The sequence below is a fragment of the Arthrobacter sp. C152 genome, assembly GCF_054890965.1.
On record NZ_JBTZSU010000005.1, the window covers coordinates 149,341 to 167,883 of the forward strand.

General features: G+C 68.4%; 19 protein-coding genes and 2 riboswitches. Of the genes, 8 read left to right on the forward strand and 11 right to left on the reverse strand.

Annotated elements, in window-relative coordinates; translation table 11 throughout:
- The first annotated feature begins 148 nt into the window (after positions 1–148).
- Positions 149–264: riboswitch (SAM riboswitch) on the forward strand.
- 13 nt (positions 265–277) lie between these two features.
- The 4 genes from ACYSM9_RS05480 (at position 278) to ACYSM9_RS05495 (ending at position 2,904) form a co-directional block, all read left to right on the forward strand.
- Positions 278–553 carry a DUF1737 domain-containing protein gene (locus tag ACYSM9_RS05480; protein WP_461855996.1) on the forward strand — a complete coding sequence of 92 codons (276 nt, stop codon included), beginning with the start codon at positions 278–280 and terminating at the stop codon, positions 551–553.
- Positions 550–960, forward strand: a complete 411-nt coding sequence (locus ACYSM9_RS05485) for a rhodanese-like domain-containing protein (protein ID WP_461855997.1) — start codon at positions 550–552, stop codon at positions 958–960. The genes ACYSM9_RS05480 and ACYSM9_RS05485 overlap by 4 nt, the downstream gene beginning before the upstream one ends.
- Positions 961–2,169 (forward strand): O-succinylhomoserine sulfhydrylase, encoded by a 1,209-nt coding sequence (locus tag ACYSM9_RS05490; RefSeq protein ID WP_461855998.1) that lies wholly within the window; start codon positions 961–963, stop codon positions 2,167–2,169.
- A gap of 108 nt (positions 2,170–2,277) precedes the next feature.
- Positions 2,278–2,904 carry a hypothetical protein gene (locus tag ACYSM9_RS05495; RefSeq protein ID WP_461855999.1) on the forward strand — a complete coding sequence of 209 codons (627 nt, stop codon included), beginning with the start codon at positions 2,278–2,280 and terminating at the stop codon, positions 2,902–2,904.
- On the opposite strand, the gene ACYSM9_RS05500 is transcribed toward ACYSM9_RS05495, so the two are convergent.
- The 5 genes from ACYSM9_RS05500 to ACYSM9_RS05520 form a co-directional block, all read right to left on the reverse strand.
- The gene (locus tag ACYSM9_RS05500) at positions 2,901–4,127 is read right to left on the reverse strand and encodes a glutamate--cysteine ligase 2 (RefSeq protein WP_461856000.1); all 1,227 of its coding nucleotides are present in this window, start codon (positions 4,125–4,127) and stop codon (positions 2,901–2,903) included. The genes ACYSM9_RS05495 and ACYSM9_RS05500 overlap by 4 nt on opposite strands.
- 67 nt (positions 4,128–4,194) lie before the next feature.
- Complete coding sequence (locus ACYSM9_RS05505) at positions 4,195–5,718, reverse strand: UDP-N-acetylglucosamine 1-carboxyvinyltransferase (protein WP_461856001.1); 1,524 nt, start codon at positions 5,716–5,718, stop codon at positions 4,195–4,197.
- A 100-nt stretch (positions 5,719–5,818) separates the two neighbouring features.
- On the reverse strand, positions 5,819–6,619 hold the full coding sequence (locus tag ACYSM9_RS05510; protein WP_461856002.1) for an energy-coupling factor transporter transmembrane component T family protein: 801 nt from the start codon (positions 6,617–6,619) through the stop codon (positions 5,819–5,821).
- Positions 6,616–8,166, reverse strand: coding sequence for an ABC transporter ATP-binding protein (locus ACYSM9_RS05515; RefSeq protein ID WP_461856003.1), 1,551 nt, complete (start codon positions 8,164–8,166; stop codon positions 6,616–6,618). The genes ACYSM9_RS05510 and ACYSM9_RS05515 overlap by 4 nt, the downstream gene beginning before the upstream one ends.
- Positions 8,166–8,789, reverse strand: a complete 624-nt coding sequence (locus ACYSM9_RS05520; protein ID WP_221387407.1) for an ECF transporter S component — start codon at positions 8,787–8,789, stop codon at positions 8,166–8,168. The genes ACYSM9_RS05515 and ACYSM9_RS05520 overlap by 1 nt, the downstream gene beginning before the upstream one ends.
- Before the next feature lie 63 nt (positions 8,790–8,852).
- Positions 8,853–8,992: riboswitch (TPP riboswitch) on the reverse strand.
- An 87-nt stretch (positions 8,993–9,079) separates the two neighbouring features.
- Here ACYSM9_RS05520 and ACYSM9_RS05525 point away from each other — a divergent pair.
- Both ACYSM9_RS05525 and ACYSM9_RS05530 read left to right on the forward strand, forming a co-directional pair.
- Complete coding sequence (locus tag ACYSM9_RS05525; protein WP_461856004.1) at positions 9,080–9,622, forward strand: heme-degrading domain-containing protein; 543 nt, start codon at positions 9,080–9,082, stop codon at positions 9,620–9,622.
- 82 nt (positions 9,623–9,704) lie between these two features.
- Positions 9,705–9,968, forward strand: a complete 264-nt coding sequence (locus ACYSM9_RS05530) for a DUF4235 domain-containing protein (RefSeq protein ID WP_461856005.1) — start codon at positions 9,705–9,707, stop codon at positions 9,966–9,968.
- A gap of 3 nt (positions 9,969–9,971) precedes the next feature.
- On the opposite strand, the gene mnhG is transcribed toward ACYSM9_RS05530, so the two are convergent.
- From mnhG to ACYSM9_RS05560, 6 genes are read right to left on the reverse strand one after another with little or no spacing between them, the layout of a single operon-like run.
- Positions 9,972–10,382, reverse strand: coding sequence for a monovalent cation/H(+) antiporter subunit G (gene mnhG / locus ACYSM9_RS05535; RefSeq protein ID WP_461856006.1), 411 nt, complete (start codon positions 10,380–10,382; stop codon positions 9,972–9,974).
- Entirely contained in the window at positions 10,372–10,650 is a 279-nt protein-coding gene (locus tag ACYSM9_RS05540; RefSeq protein ID WP_461856007.1) for a monovalent cation/H+ antiporter complex subunit F, read from the reverse strand. The genes mnhG and ACYSM9_RS05540 overlap by 11 nt, the downstream gene beginning before the upstream one ends.
- Positions 10,647–11,192: a Na+/H+ antiporter subunit E gene (locus ACYSM9_RS05545; RefSeq protein WP_461856008.1), complete on the reverse strand. Its 546-nt coding sequence runs from the start codon at positions 11,190–11,192 to the stop codon at positions 10,647–10,649. The genes ACYSM9_RS05540 and ACYSM9_RS05545 overlap by 4 nt, the downstream gene beginning before the upstream one ends.
- The gene (locus ACYSM9_RS05550; RefSeq protein WP_461856009.1) at positions 11,189–12,790 is read right to left on the reverse strand and encodes a Na+/H+ antiporter subunit D; all 1,602 of its coding nucleotides are present in this window, start codon (positions 12,788–12,790) and stop codon (positions 11,189–11,191) included. Before ACYSM9_RS05550 ends, ACYSM9_RS05545 begins: the two co-directional genes overlap by 4 nt.
- Positions 12,787–13,323 carry a Na(+)/H(+) antiporter subunit C gene (locus tag ACYSM9_RS05555; protein WP_461856010.1) on the reverse strand — a complete coding sequence of 179 codons (537 nt, stop codon included), beginning with the start codon at positions 13,321–13,323 and terminating at the stop codon, positions 12,787–12,789. Before ACYSM9_RS05555 ends, ACYSM9_RS05550 begins: the two co-directional genes overlap by 4 nt.
- Positions 13,320–16,370, reverse strand: coding sequence for a Na+/H+ antiporter subunit A (locus tag ACYSM9_RS05560; RefSeq protein WP_461856011.1), 3,051 nt, complete (start codon positions 16,368–16,370; stop codon positions 13,320–13,322). Before ACYSM9_RS05560 ends, ACYSM9_RS05555 begins: the two co-directional genes overlap by 4 nt.
- A gap of 194 nt (positions 16,371–16,564) precedes the next feature.
- Here ACYSM9_RS05560 and ACYSM9_RS05565 point away from each other — a divergent pair, with 194 nt between their 5' ends.
- Both ACYSM9_RS05565 and ACYSM9_RS05570 read left to right on the forward strand, forming a co-directional pair.
- Positions 16,565–17,968: an MFS transporter gene (locus ACYSM9_RS05565; protein WP_461856012.1), complete on the forward strand. Its 1,404-nt coding sequence runs from the start codon at positions 16,565–16,567 to the stop codon at positions 17,966–17,968.
- An 87-nt stretch (positions 17,969–18,055) separates the two neighbouring features.
- On the forward strand, positions 18,056–18,538 hold the full coding sequence (locus ACYSM9_RS05570; RefSeq protein ID WP_461856013.1) for a cation:proton antiporter regulatory subunit: 483 nt from the start codon (positions 18,056–18,058) through the stop codon (positions 18,536–18,538).
- Positions 18,539–18,543 lie beyond the last annotated feature (5 nt).

The window sequence follows — 18,543 nt, forward strand, 5'->3', positions numbered from 1 at the left end:
TCATGCTGTGGACGCGGGGCGTTGGTCCCCGGTACGAACTTTATCGGTCCGGGGCCCGGCGGCGGGCAGGGGCGCGGCCGGCGCTCAATTACGGAACATGACGACGGCGGCAATGCGGCTCCGCGCGTCAGATGTTACGTTTCTGGGGAGTAATGAGTACCGGCGCTAAGCCCTGACTGGCCGGTCGGCAACCCTCCCTTTCGCGGCGGGGTGCCTCAGGTGAATACTCGGCATATCGACCGATTCGAGCTGCAAGCGTGAGAGAAGGAGATCCGTCGTGTCTGACGCACCTGCCCCTGAGGACAAGCTGTCCTACCGCCTGATTACTGGCCCGGACGACCGATCGTTCTGTGAGCGGATCTCCGCGGCCCTGGATGAAGGCTACGTGCTGCACGGCAGCCCGGCCGCCACCTTCAACGGCAGCAGCGTCATTGTCGCCCAGGCAGTGGTCCTGCCGGCCGCCATCGCCTCCGCCGACGCCGCGGTTGCCACCGCAGTGGACCAGCTCGACGGCGACTTTGAGGGCGAGTTCGACGGCGAGGGCCACGCATGAGCTACGCAGGAGACCTCACACCGCAGGAAGCCTGGGCCAAGCTCGAGCAGGGCGCCATCCTGGTGGACGTCCGCACCGAAGGTGAATGGGCGCACATCGGCATCCCGGATACCAAGGCGACGGACAATGATCCGCTCTTCATCCAGTGGACCTTCCCCGGCGGCATCCCCAACCCCGACTTCGTCAAGGACCTCAAGGAGCAGGCACCCGAGGACCCCACCGCGGAACTGGTGTTCCTGTGCCGGTCCGGCCAGCGCTCCATCGCCGCCGCCGTTGCAGCGACCCAGGCCGGCTTCACGTCCTACAACGTGCTGGAGGGCTTCGAGGGGGAGCCTGACCGCTACGGCGAACGGACCGTCAACGGCTGGAAGAACCGCGGCCTGCCCACCAACCTCGGAAAGAACTAAGTGACCTTCAACCCAGACGCCTCCGGCTGGAGCGCAGACACCCAGGCCGTCCGCGGCGGACTCGACCGCACCAACTTCCAGGAAACGTCCGAGGCCATCTTCCTCAACTCCGGGTTCGTGTACGAGTCCGCGGCAGCCGCCGAACGCGCGTTCACCGGCGAGGATGAGCGGTTCGTCTACTCCCGTTACGGCAACCCGTCCGTCGCCACCTTCCAGGAACGGCTCCGCCTGCTCGAAGGCACCGAAGCATGCTTTGCGACGGCGTCGGGCATGTCCGCCGTCTTCACCGCCCTGGGTGCCCTGCTGGCTGCCGGCGACCGCGTCGTCGCCGCCCGGTCCCTGTTCGGTTCCTGCTTCGTGATCCTGAACGAAATCCTCCCCCGCTGGGGCGTGGAAACCGTCTTTGTGGACGGCCCGGACCTGGACCAGTGGCGCGAGGCCCTGTCCAAACCCACCGCCGCCGTCTTCTTCGAATCCCCGTCCAATCCTATGCAGGAAATCGTGGACATCGCGGCCGTCAGCGAGCTGGCGCACGCCGCCGGAGCCAAGGTTGTGGCCGACAACGTCTTCGCCACCCCCCTGCTGCAGCGCTGCGGCGACCTCGGCGCCGACGTCATTGTCTACTCCGGCACCAAGCACATCGACGGCCAGGGCCGGGTGATGGGCGGCGCCATCCTGGGCACCAAGGCGTTCATCGACGGCCCCGTGAAGCAGCTGATGCGCCACACCGGCCCCGCGTTGTCCGCGTTCAACGCCTGGGTGCTGACCAAGGGCCTGGAAACCATGAGCCTGCGCGTCAGCCACTCCTCCGCCACCGCGCTGCGGCTGGCCGAGTGGCTGGAGGAGCAGCCCGCGGTGAGCTGGGTGAAGTACCCGCTCCTGAAGTCCCACCCGCAGTACTCGCTGGCGGCGAAGCAGATGAGTGCCGGCGGCACGGTCCTCACCCTGGAACTGGCCCCTTCCGCGGGCCGTTCGGCGAAGGACGCCGCGTTCGCGCTGCTGGACGGGCTGCGGATCATCGACATCTCCAACAACCTTGGCGATTCCAAGTCTCTGATCACGCATCCGGCCACCACCACGCACCGGGCGATGGGTCCCGAGGGCCGCGCTGCCATCGGCCTGGGCGACGGCGTGGTCCGCCTCTCGGTGGGCCTCGAGGACGCGGACGACCTCATCCGCGACCTGGAGCAGGCGCTCAAGCAGGTCTAGTTTCCGCACACTTTCTTCGTTTTCGACGCGGAACGTCATTGTCGCCGCCAAAATAAGGGCTGCGACAAGGAATCTGCGCGGCGAAAATGTTTATGAAGGAGGCGGGCCATGTCCCAGTCAAAACCATATGCCAGGGCGGGAGCGGTCAGCATCGCGGCGGGCGCGTGCTGGCTGCTGGGAATCGCCATGGTCGGCAACGTCCACTCCACCAGGAGCGCAGAGCAGCGGCTGGCCATGCTCGAACGCCACCGCGGCCTGTGGACCCTGGGGCAGTTCCTCGCGGCGGCGGGAACGGCTGCCGCGCCCATGGGTTTCCTGCGGCTTGCCCGGCAACTGCGGCAGGAAAACCACGGCGCAGACCATGAAGCGGAGCGTGTACGGGCCCGGAATCTCGCGGCCGCCGCTGCCGCCGCCCTGCTGGCGGGCAGCCCCTTGTTCGTCTGGGCGCTGGCCAACCGTGCCGCGGACATCGAGAAGTTCGCCTACCGAAGGGGCGCAGCGTGGCCCTTCCTGACGTACTCAGGCCTCCAAACCTGCGGCGTCGGCCTGCTGGGCGCGGCGCTGCAGTCCTCACCCCTCAAAGGCAGGACCTCCCTGGGTGCGGCCGCCAGTGCGCCGCTCTTCGCCGGCATCCTCGTGCGCTACAAGGACATCCCCCCGTTCGTGTTCTACCTGGTGGAGATCGCCGTCGGCGTCAGGCTCCTGCGCTTCACCACAGCCGCCCGGGAAGCCTAGGACTGCCGCACCCTCAGCAGTTCCGGCGCGCCTTCCACCTCTGCGAGGTCCAGCGCGCCGCGCATGGTCACGTTGACGGCCTGCCGGACCACGGCGCCGAAGCCCATGTCCTCCGGCGGCGGCCCGGCCAGGGCCTTGTCGCGGGCCCGGCGCTGTTCGGCCGCCCCGGTTCCCCGGGCGATGATGTCCTCGATGCCCTGCCGGGCCAGGGCAAGCTCGCCCTGTTCGTCCAGGACGGGCGCAAGGTAGTCCACCAGGGACCGGACAACGTCAGTGGCGGGCGCCGGCTGGAAGTTGCCGAAATCCAGGAGTTCACCGCTGAGCCCTGCGCTGCTGGCCTGCCATGAGGCCATGCGCAGCAGCACGGTCGGAACAGGCGCCGGGTCCACTTCCTGGCGCCATTCCCTGCTGGCCGATTCCACCAGCGCCCGGACCAGGACAGCGATGAGCCCGGCGTCCTCGGCGCGGAGGCACACATCGGCCACACGCACTTCCACGGTGGGATGGTTGCGGGAGAGCCGTGCGTCGAAATACAGCATGCCCTCGTCGAGCATGACGCCGGTCTCCAGCAGGCGCGTCACCACCCGCCGGTAAGCCGGGTACGTCCCGTAAATGCCTGCGGGGCCGGCCGTGGGCCAACGGTTCCAGGCCTGCGTGCGGTAGCTTTCAAAACCCGTGGGGACGCCGTTCCAGAAGGGCGAGTTGGCGCTGAGCGCCGTCAGTACCGCGAGTTTGTCCCGGATGCGGTCCAGGACCGCTACGCCCTCTTCGGGGGATTCGATGTAGGTGTGGACGTGGAAGCCGCAGGTCAGCTGTTCCTGTGCGGTCAGGCCAAACCGCTCCAGCATCCTGGCATAGCGGGGGTCGGGGGTGGTGTGGCTGGTGGACGCCAACGGCGACGTGGCCAGCGCGGCCACCCGGGCATCGTGTTTTTGGGCCGCCTGGTCGGCGAGCGTCCGGCCTGCCCGGATTTGGACGAGCAGGCTGTCGTAATCGAGGCAGGGCCGGGTCTGTGTCTCAATCTGCTCCAGCTTGAGCTCGGCACTCAAGCCCATCTCGTCGTCGTGCTCCCCCTGCTTTCCGGTGTGGTGCAGCGCGGGGTCCGCGGGGAAATCGTCCGCCGCCACCCTCTTGCCGGCCAGGAGCGCGTCAGCCAGGGCAAGCGGTTCTCCGGACTCCGGATCAACAATCAGGAGTTCTTCCTCGACGCCGAATGTACGCATAGGTTCATTCTGCGACAGTGGCGGTGGATGTGAAGCCGCCCCGCCCTTCATGACGAACCGTGAATGGTCAGTCCTGGAAGTACTCCACCTTGGCCCCGATGGTGTTCAGCCGCTCGGCCAGATCCTCGTATCCGCGTTCAATCACGTAGATGTTCCGCAGTTCGGAGACGCCCCTGGCCGCGAGCATGGCCAGCAGCAGGCAGGCGGCCGGACGCAGGGCGGGCGGGCAGCCCACCTCAGCGGCACGCCACCGGGTGGGGCCGTTGACGTAGATACGGTGCGGATCCAGCAGCTGTACCTGGGCGCCCAGCCGGTTCAGCTCCGTCAGGTAGATGGCCCGGTTCTCGTACACCCAGTCGTGGATCATCGTCTGGCCCGTGGCGTTCGCGGCGATGACCGCGAAGAACGGCAGGTTGTCGATGTTCAACCCCGGGAACGGCATGGGGTGGATCTTGTCCTCCGGCGCCTTCAGCTCGGAGGGCTTGGTGGTCACGTCGACCAGCCGGGTGCGGCCGTTGCGCGCCATGTACTCCTCGGAGACCTCCAGCTGCTGGCCCATCTGGCCCAGCGTGGCGAGCTCGATCTCCATGAACTCGATGGGTACGCGGCGGACCGTCACCTCCGAGTTGGTGACGATGCCCGCGGTGATGAGGCTCATGGCCTCGATGGGGTCCTCGGAGGGGAAATACTCGATCTCGGCGTCGATCACCGGACGCCCCGTGATCTTCAGGGTGGTGGTGCCCACGCCCTCGATGGTGACGCCGAGCATCTGGAGGTAGAAGCACAGGTCCTGCACCATGTAGTTGGGGCTGGCGTTGCGGATCACGGTGGTTCCCGGACGGTGGGCGGCCGCCATGATCGCATTCTCGGTGACCGTGTCGCCGCGTTCGGTGAGGACGAAGGAGCGGTCGCGGGTATCGGCGGGCGGTGCCTGGACCGTGTAGAAACCCGCGCTGGCCTCCACCGAAAGCCCAAACTGGCGCAGCGCCTGCATGTGCGGCTCCACGGTCCGGGTACCCAAATCGCAGCCTCCGGCGTAGGGCAGCCGGTACTCCCTGGACTCGTCCAGCAGCGGCCCCAGCAGCATGATGACGCTGCGGGTGCGGCGTGCCGCGTCAACGTCCATGGCGTCCAGGTCAAGGACTGCAGGGCGGCGCAGGCGGAGGTCGGTGTCGTTAAGCCACGTGCATTCGACGCCGATGCTGGTCAGCACCTCGACGATGCGGTTGACCTCCTCGATGCGGGCGAGGCGGCGGAGTACGGTGGTGCCGCGGTTGATCAGGCTGGCGCACAGCAGCGCCACGCCGGCATTCTTGCTGCTGTTCACGTCCACGGCGCCGGACAGGGTGCGTCCGCCCTCCACGCGCAGGTGGGTCATCTGCGGCTTGCCCACATTGACGATGCTCCGCTCGAAGATGTTCTCCAGCCGCTGGATCATCTTCAGGCTCAGGTTCTGCTTGCCCTGCTCCATCCTGGCGACAGCACTTTGGCTGGTGCCGAGTTCGGCGGCGAGCTGGCCCTGGGTCCAGCCCTTCTCGCTCCGGGCGTCCCTGAGCATGGCGGCAACGTGTTCGGCGGTCTCCTGCGTCATGACACAAATATATCATTTATGAGTTATCCCGGCGCCCCGACGCGACCGGAGAGCAACAAGGAGTCAGGTACTACCCGGTAGATGCGATAGGCTGCCGGCGCTAGCTGCCGAGCCAGACCATGTTCCACGTCCCCGCGGATACGGCGGCCGCCAGGGCAAGCCCGGCCACCAGGACACCGCCGGCGAGCACCCACACGTCCAGTGCGCTGTAGGTGGATTCTCGGGCCCAGGTCCGCGGCCCGCCCCCGAATCCCCTGGCCTCCATGGTCATCGCCAGCCGGGACGCACGGCGGATCGCCTGCACCAGCAGGCCGAAGCTTTGCCCCAGCGTTGCCTTTACGCGCTGGGCCACGTTGCCGCGGGAGCCAACGCCACGGGCCCGGCGGGCCATGCCGATGGTCTGCCATTCCTCAGCCATCAGGCCCACCAGGCGCATCGCGGCCAGGGTTCCCAGGACGAAGCGGTGCGGCAGCCGCGCCTTTTGCGCCAGCGCGTCGGCGAGGTCCGTGGGATCGGTGCAGCTCATGAGCAGCACCGCGGGAAGCGCGATGGCGAACCCGCGGAGTAAAAACCCGATCCCCAGCTGCAGGGACCCCTCGCTCATGCTCCAGATGCCGACGTCGAGCAGGATCCTCCCGCTGTCCGGAGCCAGGATGGAGGTGCTCCAGCCCCCGATGGCGGCGGCGAGGATGAGCGGCCAGCCGCGCTGCCACAACAGGGACGGCGTCAGGCCGGCAAGCGGGAACAGGAGCACCTCGAACGCCAGGGCCACCGAGGCGGAGACCCAGTCGATGGACAGCGCCAGGACCGCCGTGATGAGCACGACGGCGGCGAACTTGCTCAGCGGGTTGGCCCGGGTCAGGAGCGCGTGGTTGCCGCGCAGGGTGAGTTGCTGCCTCATGGCGCCACCGCTTCCGCCGCGGCCATCCGCAGTTCGGCCCCGCCCAGGGCGGCGGTGAACTCGGCATCGTGCGTCACGGAGACCACCGCGGTGCCGGCGTCCAGTAGTTCGGACAGGAACGATGCCAGCTCCGCCCAGGTGTTGGCGTCCTGGCCGAAGGTGGGCTCGTCCAGCACCAGGACCTGCGGGCTGGCGGCCAGGACGGTGGCTACGGACAGCCGCCGCTTCTCGCCGCCGGACAGGGTGTACGGGTTGGCATCCACCAGGGCGGTCAGCCGGAGCCGCTCCAGCAGCTCGTCGACCCGTTCCCCGCCGTGGCCCAGGTGGCGTGGGCCGAAGCGCAGTTCATCGAGCACCTTGCCCGTCACGAATTGGTGCTCCGGCTCCTGGAACACGGTGCCAACCCGCGAAATCAGCTGTTCGGCCTTCCACTTGTACGGATCGATGCCCGCGCCGCGGCTCAGGTCCAGCGTGGCGGACACCGTCCCTGCCACCGGTTCCAGCAGGCCGGCGAGCGTCAGGGCGAAGGTCGATTTACCGGCACCGTTCGGCCCGGTGATGGCCAGCGCCTCCCCCGCCCGGACCTGGGCCGTGAGGCCTTCCTGGACCGGGACCGGCGGCACCTTCCGGAAGCCGCTGCGGCGCGGACGCTCGCGGGAAACGGCAAGCTGCTCGGCGGCCAGCAGGAGGTTGCCCGCCCCGGCGGCCGGAACTGCCGCACGGCTTCGGGTTGCCGGCACGTAACCGGGCACCCAGACTCCCGCGGCAGCGAGCATGGTCCGGGCCTCTGCAAGGACGCGGTCCGGCGGGCCGTCCAGGAGTACGGCATCCTCAGTGGCGGAGCCGGGCTGCAGGACCACGATCCGGTCCACGACGTCCTTCCACACGGATACCCGGTGTTCCACCACCACCAGCGTGGCCCCGGTCTTGTCGAGGCAGCGGGCGACGGCGTCGCGGACTTCCAGCACTCCGTCCGGGTCCAGGTTGGCGGTGGGTTCGTCCAGCAGGATCAGTCCGGGGCGCATGGCAAGGATGCCGGCCAGCGCGAGGCGCTGCTTCTGCCCGCCGGACAAGGCCGACGTCGGGTGGTCCAGCGGAAGGTGGGCAAGCCCGACGTCGTCCAGCGCCTCGTGTACGCGCGCCCAGATGGCGTCGCGGGGCACCGCGAGGTTCTCGGCGCCGAAGGCGGCGTCGTCACCCAGCCGCGACAGGACCACCTGGGTCTCCGGGTCCTGCTGCATCAGCCCGGCATGGCCGCGCCGGGCGCGCGGGGACTCCCCGTCGACCAGCAGCGAACCCGCCTCGTCGGCATCCCCCGCCTCGCCGTCGTCATTCACATCCCCCAGCACCCCGGCAAGGGCATGCAGGAGCGTGGACTTTCCGGCGCCGGAGGGACCCAGCAGGAGCACGCGCTCCCCCGGGCTGATGTCAAGGTTGAGGGCGTTGACGGCCGGCTTGGACCTGCCGGCATGCCGCCAGCCCCAGCCTCGGGCGGTGATGGCGGCAGGCCTGGCGGGAGCCCCGGCGTCCTGGGAAGCGGCGGGCATCAGGAGAAGACGGGCTCCGTTGCGGCCTTGCGCGAGGCGAAGGAGCTCAGGACCCCGGTGCGGGCCAAGCCGCGGGTCGCGATCCAGGACAGAGCGCCGGCGATGATGGCTCCGGAGACCATGCAGAAGACGATGTAGGCCAGCTTGTCCGCGCCGGAGTAGGCGATGTTCCAGCCCCAGGGCGCGAAGGAGTCGTTCAGGCCGCAGAACAGGCCGGATGCCGCACCGGCCAGCAGGGACACGGGCAGGTTGAACTTGCGGTAGACGAAGATCGCGAAGACGATCTCCGCGCCCAGGCCCTGGACGAAGCCGGAGAACAGGACGGACGTGCCATACTGCGAACCCATGAGGAGTTCACCGGTGGCTGCCACGGTTTCGCAGAACAGCGCGGCTCCGGGCTTGCGGATGATCAGCATCCCCAGGACACCCGGGATCATCCAGCCGCCGGCGATGAGGCCGGTCAGGGGCGGGTAGGCCGCGTTCATCGGCACGGATACCGCGGCCGCGCCCTGGGACCAGGCCCAGAAAATGACGCCGCCGGCGATGGCGACGAGGGCCGCCACCACAATGTCCACGACGCGCCAGGACTTGCTGGTGGTCTTCTTGATTGCTGCTGTGCTCATGTGATCCTCCTGGGTAACAGGAGGGGAAAGCGAGGCAATCCGGCATTGACTGCCGTTGCCAATCACTTCGAGAACTCGACTCCCTTGCGCCGGTACTAACCGGATCAGGTTCGAGGGTCTGCGGCGGTCCGCACTCTCAGCGCCCACCTGCGGTTTCCCGGCCTGGCCGGGATGCCGACGGCGGCGCTCCCCTGTCGTTGTAAATGGTGGTTTTGGTTCAATTCAGGCGTGTATTTCAGCCCTTGCGGGCGTGGTCAAGTTTACACCTGGCGAGGGGTAGATTGTGGGGCATGAGTGCCAATCCGCCGCATGTGACCGAGTTCGATCCGGATTCCCTCGACACGCAGCCCGAAGGGTCCCTGGAGGCGTTGATCGCCCGCGTCGAGGCGGAGGTCCGGGAGCTGCAGTTCCCCGGGTTTTCCCCGGATGACGCCCTGAACCTTGGCCTCCTCCTCGTGGAACTGGGCAAGGAGCGGGACCTTCCCATCGCCATCGACATCACCAAGGGCGAGCAAGTCCTCTTCCATGTCGCACTGCCGGGCGCCACGCCTGACAACGGCCACTGGATCCGGGCCAAGCAGCGCACCGCCGCACGGTACGAGGTGCCGTCGCTCCTGGTGGGCCTGCGGGGCCGGCTGGGCGGCGGCCGGATTGAAGACAACGCCTGGTTCGACCAGTCCCGCTACGCCGCGCACGGGGGTGCCTTCCCCATCTTCGTCACGGGAGTGGGAGCGGTGGCCACCGTCACCGTTTCCGGGCTGCCCCAGGTGCAGGACCACGACCTGGTGGTGGAAGCCCTCCGGGACGTCCTCGGCTCGGCTCTGGACGGATAGGGCGGGCGGGCCTGGCCGGGCCGCCCGGGGTCAGCGGTTAGGCTGGAGGCAGTCCGCTTTCCGCCGTCAAGGAGTACTGGGAATGAACCTTTTCATCAAGCTGCTCGGAACCGGGGTGAGCCTGCTCGCGGGCCTGGCCGGAACCAAGGTGGTCAACACCGTCTGGGAAAAGACCACCGGGCAGAAAGCGCCCACCGGCAAGAACGAGGATGTCCCCACCAGCCTGCGTTCGGCCCTGACCTTCGCGTTGATTTCGGCGTCGGTCAGCGCCATCATCCAGGTCCTGGCCAACCGCGGCACCCAGCGCGCCATCGCACGCTTCGCCAAGAGCCAGGACATCGTCTAGGACCTAGCGCGCACCGCCGTCGCCGGAGCCGTCCCCGCGGGCAGCCTCGGCGGCGGCTTTTTGCACGACGGCCTCGAGTTCGTCCGCGCTGAGCAGTTCCCGGTGCAGGTGCTTGGTGCGGTATCCCGCCCGGCCCACCATGTGCGCGGACACGGGGACCGTGAGGAGCTGGAAGATCCAGGCCACCAGCAGCACCGGCCACACCCACCACGTCCTCAGCTGCAGGCCTATGGCTGCCAGCAGCAGGAACAGGCCCAGGACCTGGGGCTTGGTGGCCGCGTGCATCCGGGTCAGCAGGTCCGGGAAGCGCAGCAGGCCGACGGCGGCCGCGAGGGACATCAGGGCGCCGACCACCATAAAGACGGCCGAGGCCACGTCGATCCAGGCATCGGGGCCGGAGAAGTCAGGATTCATTGGGGTCAACCCTCCGGTCGGCAACGAAGCGGGCCACTGTCACGGACCCGATGAAGCCGATGATGGAGATGGCCACCACCAGCATGAGGTTGTTCAGGTGGCGGTTCACTGCCATGTCGATGCACAGGGCGGCGCCCAGGATGGCGAGCAGCACGTCGGCCGCGAGTACCCGGTCCAGCAGCGAGGGGCCGCGCGCGATCCTGATGATCGCCCCCGCGGCGGCCAGGGAAAGGATGACGGCTGTCACGGCCAGGACTGCCTGCATCATGCGGCTGCCTCCGTTCGTACGGCTTCGAGTTCCTCGCGGGAGCCCATGATGCGGATCAGGCCGGCCTCGATGGACCGCACCTCGTTCCGCAGGCTTTCCACGTCGTCCCGGGAGGTGATGTTGATGGCATGCAGGTAGAGGGTGGACGTGGACCTGTCCACCTCCACCACCAAGGAACCCGGGATCAGGGAGATCACGTGCCCCGTCGCGGTGACGATCAGGTCCTGGTGGCTCCGCAGCGTGACAGCGACGACCGCGTTGGTGACCCTGGGGCCGCGGGCCACGGCAAGGTAGAGGACCTGGGCGCTGGCCACCGCCACCTTGCCCAGGAATGCCAGCGCGAAGGGCACGGCATAGAGGATGTTGAACCGGCCACTGAGCTCCACCGGCGGGAGGTAGAACAGCCTGGCGACTCCCACCGCCAGGAGCGCGCCGAACAGCAGGTTGCCGGGGCTGAAGTCCTGCCACAGCGCCCCCCAGACGATCACCAGCCACACCAGCAGCGGCAGCTCCTGGCGCAGGGAAATTCTTTGCCGGCTCATCGTCCTCCTCCCACGACGGGCGTGGCCGGGACGGGGGAACCGCCCAGGACCGACTGGATGTACGGGGTGCGGTCCAGCATGTCCCGTGCCGCGTGTCCGGACAGCTCGAACAGCGGCCCGGCGAAGACGGTCAGCGCAACGCCGATGGCCACCAGCCCCATGGTCGACCCCACCATGGTGCGCGGCAGCAGTGTCACGGCGTTGTTGAGCTTGGCTCCGGGCCCGGACACCCTGGACGGGGAGGCAAGGAGGACGGGGTCAGGATGCTCGGCGTCGGTGGGGCTCCGCCAGAAGGCACGGTTCCATACGCGGGCGATGGCCAGCAGGGTCAGGAGGCTGGTGACAACCCCGCCGACCACCAGGGCGTAAGCCAGCGGTGTTCCCAGTTCCACGCCGGCCTGCAGCAGCCCCACCTTGCCCAGGAACCCCGAGAACGGCGGGATCCCGGCGAGGTTCATGGCGGGGATGAAAAACAGCAGCGCCAGCAGGGGCGAGAGCTTGGCCAGGCCGCCCAGCCGGTCCACGGAGGAACTGCCGCCGCGGCGTTCGATCAGCCCGGTCACCAGGAACAGGCTGGTCTGGATGGTGATGTGGTGTGCAACGTAGAAGACTGCCGCCGCCAGCCCGGCGGCGGAGGACATGGCCAGGCCGAACACCATGTAGCCGATATGGCTGACCAGGGTGAACGAGAGCAGACGCTTGATGTCGCTTTGCGCCAGCGCGCCCAGGATGCCAACGACCATGGTGAGCAGCGCCGCCACCATCAGGGCCGTGTTCAAGGCGTCGCCGGGGAACAGGAGCGTCTCGGTCCGGACCATCGCGTAGACGCCCACCTTGGTGAGCAGGCCCGCGAACACGGCGGTGACCGGGGCGGGGGCCGTGGGGTAGGAGTCCGGAAGCCAGAAGGACAGCGGGAACACGGCGGCCTTGATGCCGAACGCCACCAGCAGCATGACGTGCAGCAGCGTCCTGGTGCCCTGGTCCAGGTCGCCCAGCTTCATGGCGAGGTCGGCCATGTTCACGGTTCCGGTGGCGCCGTAGACCATGGCGATGGCGATCAGGAACAGCACCGAAGACACCACCGACACCACGACGTAGGTAACGCCGGCCCGGATGCGCGGGCCGGTGCCGCCCAGGGTCATCAGCACGTAGCTCGCCGTGAGCAGGATTTCGAACCCGACGTACAGGTTGAACAGGTCGCCGGAGAGGAAGGCGTTGGACACCCCCGCCACCAGGATCAGGTAGGTGGGGTGGAAGATCGAAACGGGGGCGTCCTGGTCGCCGTCGGCCATGCCCTGCCCGGTGGCGTAGACCAGCACGGCGAGGCTCACCGCGGAGGAGACCACCAGCATCAGCGAGGAGAACTGGTCCACCACCATCACGATGCCCCAGGGCGGCAGCCAGCCGCCGATGGAAACCGCGGCGGTCCCGCTCTCCCATGCGGAGGCCAGCAGGAGGCATTCGAGCGCCAGGGTCAGGGACAGCAGCGCGATGCTGACCGCCCGCTGGGCTCGTGAGTGCCGGATCAGCAGGAAGGTCAGGGCGGCGCCCAGGATGGGAAGTACGACGGCGAGCGGAGCCAGGGTTGCGATGTTCACTGTCCGCCTCCTTCCGGGCTGCGTTTGATGGGCCGGGGATCGACGTTGAGTGAGCCGGGCTGTTCCTCCGACGCGGCATCCTCCGCGGGAATTTCCCGGCCCCCGACGATGGCCGCTGCCAGCGGGAACTCGGATGTCTCGGCGGGCACCTCGGCGTCGTCCTCGGCGTCGAAGCTGGGAGTTTCGGCCACCCGGAGGTCTTCCACGTCGTCCTGGATGTCGTCCTGGCGCGCCAGCACCCAGGTGCGGTAGATGATGCCGAGCATGAACGCCGTGACCGCGAAGGAGATCACGATCGAGGTCAGGATCAGGGCCTGCGGCAGTGGATCGTTGTAGTCCCGGGCCGGGATGTCCTTGGCGAACAGCGGGGCCAGGCCCGCGTAGCCGCCCGTAGCCAGGATCAGCAGGTTGGTGGCGTTCGCCAGCAGCATCAGGCCCAGCAGCACGCGGGTCAGGCTGCGTTCCAGGATCAGGTAGATCCCGCAGGCGTACAGGGCACCCATGACGATCAGCAGGGTCAGGTTGATGCTCATGCTTTGCCCTTTGCGGTGGTCTCGGCAGGCATCGCGCCCGGCGCCTCTTCCGGTGGCAGTTCGGGGGCGTGTTGCCGGCCCCGTTCGCGCCCTGACGCGGCTGAGCGCTGCTCGAAGTTCTCGTCGATTTCCGCGCCCAGGCTCCGGAGCACATCCAGCACCAGGCCAACCACCACGATGTACACGCCGATATCGAAGATGGTGGAGGTGACGAACTTGATGTCCCCGAATACCGGGAGCCAGATTTCGATGATGGCGGACTGGAACACCTGGCCGCCCAGCAGCAGGGGCATCACGCCGGAGACGGCGGCGAGCGCCAGGCCGGTACCCAGCAGCGCGCCGGCGCTCAGGGGCGCTGCCTCCCGGAGTTCGAACCTCCCGCCCGCCAGGTACCGGATGGTCAGGGCGAGGCCGGCGGTGAGGCCGCCCGCGAAGCCCCCGCCGGGCAGGTTGTGGCCGGCCAGCAGCAGGTACAGGGAGAAGATGATCATGGAGTGGAAGATCAGGCGGGTGACCACCTCGAAGATGATGGACCGCCGTTCCGGAGCGAGCGTCCGCCCGGCAACGATCCAGGGGTCGCGCGCGGCGGCGGCAAACTTCCGGCTCACGGCCAGCGCGGCGCCGTCGCGGGACCCGGGGTCCACGCCGTGGAAGCGACCGACCGTGCCCTCCGCCACGGACGCGGAGGACTGCAGGCGCTCGCCCCGGCCGCGCACGAAGATCAGGCTCGCTACACCGGTGGCGGCGAGCGCCAGGACGCTGATTTCGCCGAACGTGTCCCACGCCCGGATGTCGACGAGGGTCACGTTGACCACGTTCAGGCCGCCGCCGCCCTCATAGGCGAGCTCGGGGAATTGGTGGGAGACCGGGATGGCGGTCCTGGCACCCATGGCGAAGATGGCCGCGAACACCATGGTCACGCCGAACCCCAGCCCGATGATGACGCGCACCACCCGGTATTTGCCGCCGGTGCGGTCGCGGAGCTCGGCGGGAAGGCTGCGCATGGCCAGCACGAACGCCACCAGGATGATCGTCTCCACCAGCATCTGGGTCAGGGCCAGGTCCGGGGCGCCCTGGAGGGCGAACAGCAGCGCGATGCCGTAGCCGGTCACGGACACCATCAGCACGGCCAGGAAGCGCTTGTTGGCCCGGACGGCGGCCAGCGCGCCGATGACGATTCCCAGGCCAGCCACCAGCTGCAGCGGGGAGTTGGGGTCCACCAGGTAGATGTTCGCCGGCAGGTCCTTGCCGGCCAGCAGGATCGCGGCGAGCGGCAGTACGAACGCCACGCTGAGGATCACGGCCAGGTAGTAGTACAGCGAACCGCGCTGGGTCCGGCCGGTGATCCACACGGCGGCATCATCCAGCGCGCCGATGGTGAGCTGGTAGGCGCGGTCGCCGTCCACCCAGGCCGGGACCAGGGACTGCAGCCGCGCCACGGTCCGGCGCCCGGCATACATGGCCACGCCCAGCACGAAGGTGACGGCCGTCAAGCCCAGCGCCGGGGTTAACCCGTGCCACAGCGCGAGGTGCCCTGCCTGCTCTCCGGGGGTGCCGGCGTCGGGCGCTGTGGCAGCGAACAGCGCAGCGTACGGCTGGATCCATGCGTCCACCGGCACCGGCCACACGCCGTACACGATGGTGAGGAGGCTGAGGACCGCGGGGGCGGCGAGGAAGGAGGGCCTGATGGGCTTGAACGGCGTGGGCTCCACCCCCGGTTTGGCCGCGAACGCGCCCCACATGAAGCGTGCGCTGTAGGCGAAGGTCAGGATGGACCCCACCACCAGGCCGGCCAGGACCACCATCCCCCACGGCCCGGAGTGCGGGTCCGCGGCATGGTGGACAAACGCTTCAAGCACCGATTCCTTGGCCACGAACCCGGCCAGCAGCGGAACCCCCGCCATCGACGCGGCACCGATGCCCGCCACGATGCCCAGCGCCCGCGACGAGGTGAAGACGCCGGACAGCTTGCGCACGTCGCGGGTCCCCGACTGGTGGTCGATGATGCCCACCACCAGGAAGAGCGTGGCCTTGAACAGGCCGTGGGCCAGCAGCATGGCCAGGCCCGCCAGGGCGGCATCGGGCGTGCCGAGGCCCACCACCATGGTGAGGAAGCCCAGCTGGCTGACGGTGCCGTAGGCGAGGATGAGTTTGATGTCGGTCTGCCGCAGCGCCCGGTAGCCGCCCACCAGCATGGTGGCCAGGCCCAGCCCGAGGACCACGGGCTGCCAGTAGGCGGTGTCCGAAAAGCCCGGCGCCAGCCGCGCCACGAGGTAGATGCCGGCCTTGACCATCGCGGCGGCGTGCAGGTAGGCACTGACCGGGGTGGGCGCGGCCATGGCGCCGGGCAGCCAGAAATGGAAAGGCACCAGCGCCGACTTGGTGATGGCGCCCACCAGGATGAGTACGACGGCGGTGCCCACCATGGCGGCGTACGGGCCGGACACGAGCGTGGGCGCCTGCGACAGGATGCTGGAGACGCGGTAGGTTCCGGCGGCATAGCCGAGCATGACCAGGCCCACCAGCATCGCCAGGCCGCCAGCGGTGGTGACCATCAAGGCCTGCAGCGCGGACCGGCGGGCCGCCAGCCGCGTGCGGGCGAAGCCGATCAGCAGGTAGGACAGGATGGTGGTCAGTTCCCAGAAGATGAACAGCAGCAGCAGGTCATCGGCCACCACCAGGCCGAACATCGCCCCGGCGAAGGCCAGCAGCTGGGCGCCGAAGGCGCCGAGGTCCTGGTCCTTCTTCTTGAAGTACCGGGCGCAGTACACCAGGACCAGCGAACCGACGCCGAGGACCAGCAGGGACATGACCCAGGCCAGCGCATCCATCCGGAAGGCAAGCTCAAGGTGCAGCCCGGGGATCCACTCGAAGACCTCTGCCACCGCACCGGATCCGGAGTAGACGGGGCCGTGCTGGAGGAGAAGCCAGCCGAACGAGGCAGCGGGGACAGCGGCCAGTGCATAGAAAGCGTTGCGCCCCCACACCCGGAAGAGGAAGGGCGCCAGGACAGCCACCGAAAAGTGCACGGCAAGGACTGTTATCACTGGTTTCTCCGCAACGTCAGGGATTCGATTGTCAAAAGTTGGAGCAGGCGGCAAAAAGTTGGATCCGGGAGTGGCCAGTTTATCAAGGCTCTTGCGCCAACCCCCTGGCCCCGCCCGGTGCTGGCGCGGAATTCCCCGCTGTCAGGGGCCCGGCGTCCGCCAGGTGTTCGCCACGGGCGGATACGATGCACCGTATGAACAGCGCCAGCGCTCCCGGGGCGATGCAGCCCGCCTCGGAACTCGAAGCCGGAACCTCTTCCGCCAGCAAGGGACGGGTCCTGGCATGGGCCGCGTGGGACTGGGGTTCGGCGGCCTTCAATGCCGTGATGACCACGTTCGTCTTCACCGTGTACCTGACCTCGAACGCCTTCGGCGGCGAGGACAGCGCCTCCGCCGTCCTGGGGGCGGCCCTGGCGGTCGCCGGTTTTGCCATCGCGCTGCTGGCGCCGGTCACCGGCCAGCGCTCTGATGCCGGGGGCCGGCGCAAGCTGTGGCTCGGAGTCAACTCCGCCGCCGTCGCCATCCTTACGGGCCTGTGCTTCTTCGTCTTCCCGCGGCCGGAATTTTTGCTCCTGGGCGTCTGCCTGATCGCGCTGGGCAACGTCTTCTTCGAGTTTGCCGGGGTTAACTACAACGCCATGCTCGCCCAGGTCTCCACGCCGCGGAACATCGGAAAGGTCAGCGGTTTAGGCTGGGGCGCCGGCTATCTGGGCGGCATCGTGGCGCTCCTGGCCGTGCTGCAGCTTTTCGTCCAGCCGGCGTTCCAGTGGTTCGGATCATCCACCCAGGACAGCCTCAACATCCGGCTGGTTGCCGTCTTCTCCGCCCTGTGGTTCTTCGTCTTCGCCCTCCCCGTCCTCTTCGCGGTACCCGAGCTGCCGCGCACACCGCAGGCCGCGCGCCTGGGGTTCCTGGCCAGTTACGGCCTGCTGTTCCGGCGGATCAGGGCGATCTACGCCACCAGCCCGCACACCATCTATTTCCTGCTCGCCAGCGCCGTGTTCCGGGACGGACTCGCGGCGGTCTTCACCTTTGGCGGCATCATCGCCGCCGGCACGTTCGGCTTTACGCTGTCCCAGGTGATCTTCTTCGCCATCTTCGGGAACGTCGTGGCGGCCGTCGGGGCGGTGATCGGCGGCTTCCTGGACGACAGGGTGGGCCCCAAGACCGTCATCACCGGCTCGCTGGCCGGGCTTTTGGTCGCGGGTACGGCGATCCTGCTCCTGGGGAACGGCACGTACACCGTCTTCGGCCTGGACTGGGCCGGCAGCACCACATTCTGGGTGTTCGGGCTGTTCCTCTGCCTGTTCGTCGGCCCTGCCCAGTCCTCCTCCCGCGCCTACCTCGCACGGCTCGCCCCGCATGGCGAGTCGGGGGAACTGTTCGGGCTCTACGCCACCACGGGCAGGGCGGTCAGCTTCCTGGCCCCGGCCCTGTTCACCCTCTGCATCACGGTGGCCACTCCGCTGGTGCCGGCAGGACAGGCCCAGCGCTGGGGCATCCTGGGGATCATGGTGGTGCTCCTGGCCGGACTTCTTGTCCTGCTGCCGGTGAAGTCCCCGGACAAGGCCCCCATCGCGGTGGTTCCGCTTACCTGACGGCAGCGTCCCCGGCGGCGCCGGCACCGGCGTTCGCCCTTGGTGCACAGCCCGGCCAGGTGTTGCCTGGCAGACTAGGCTGGAACCATGAACGTGGAAGAAACCAACCTCCCGGGCCTTGGCATGCGGAAGGACTTCATGACAGCCTCCGGCCGCCGCATCGGCGTCGTGGAACGCTGGGAAGGCCAGACGGAGCTCATCATTTCCACCTGGGACGACCCCGACACCTGCCAGGCGTCCGTCCCGCTGACCAGCGATGAAGCCGCCACCCTCGGCAACCTCCTGGGCGGCCAGCACCTGGCCATGAAGCTGGCCGAAGAGCACAAGGACGTCCCGGGCATCGTCACCCGCCAGTTCTCCATCGCCGCGGATTCCCCGTTCCAGAACCAGCCCATGGGCAAGGCCTGCATCCGCACCCGGTGCGGCGTCTCGATCGTGGCGATCATGCGCGAAGGTGAGGTGCTGCCGTCGCCGGGGCCCGACGTCGTACTCCACCCGGGTGACCTGCTGGTGGCGGTGGGTACCCAGGAAGGCCTGGATTCGGCGGCCAATATCCTGCGCCACGGCTAAGTCCA